The organism is Bartonella sp. AD328YNZD (assembly GCF_042196425.1).
In genome coordinates, this window is the sequence record NZ_JBHIQG010000776.1 from 1 (window position 1) to 632 (window position 632).

The following is a 632-nucleotide window of genomic DNA, read 5'->3' on the forward strand; positions in this document are numbered from 1 at the left end:
CAAAGATTATGGTCTTAATCAAGAGTCTATAACACTATTTTGTGACAACATTAGTGCCATTAGCATTTCTAAGAATCCCGTTCAACATTCACAAACTAAGCACATTGACATTCGTCATCATTTCATTCGTGAATTGGTAGAAGACAATATGGTCTCTTTAGAGCATATTTCCACAGAAAGACAATTAGCGGACATTTTCACAAAACCTCTTGAGGCTACTCGTTTTATAAACTTGAGAAAAGCCTTGGGAATTTGTCAACTTGATTAAAAGATTCATGCTAGTAAGAGGTCCTTTGCCTTCTTGATATATCATCTTGATCTCTTGCTTATGCTCTTTGTTGACTTTATTGAGGTGAATGGTTATCTAAAATCCTTGGAAATATGTACATTAAAGCTTATGATGTTTAGCATGTTCTCTATTGAAAGTAGCATTCATAGATTATTCCTTGAATCTCATTCTCTAAAACATCATAAGTAGAGGCTTTCATTATTTCAAGCTTAGCTTAGCTATGCTATTGAGATTGACCGTTATCTAAATTGCAAAAGGGTAAAAATATAAAAAATTTATCGACCAATTCTCCAACTGCGATGTTAGTGACAGTTTGGAATCCAACCGCGATGTTAGTGACGGT

General features: G+C 34.2%; 1 protein-coding gene. It reads left to right on the forward strand.

Going from position 1 to position 632, the window contains the following annotated elements:
* The coding region (locus tag ACFIO3_RS14980; protein WP_375704769.1) for a Ty1/Copia family ribonuclease HI at positions 1–268 on the forward strand (268 nt) is incomplete at its 5' end.
* Positions 269–632: the final 364 nt, after the last annotated feature.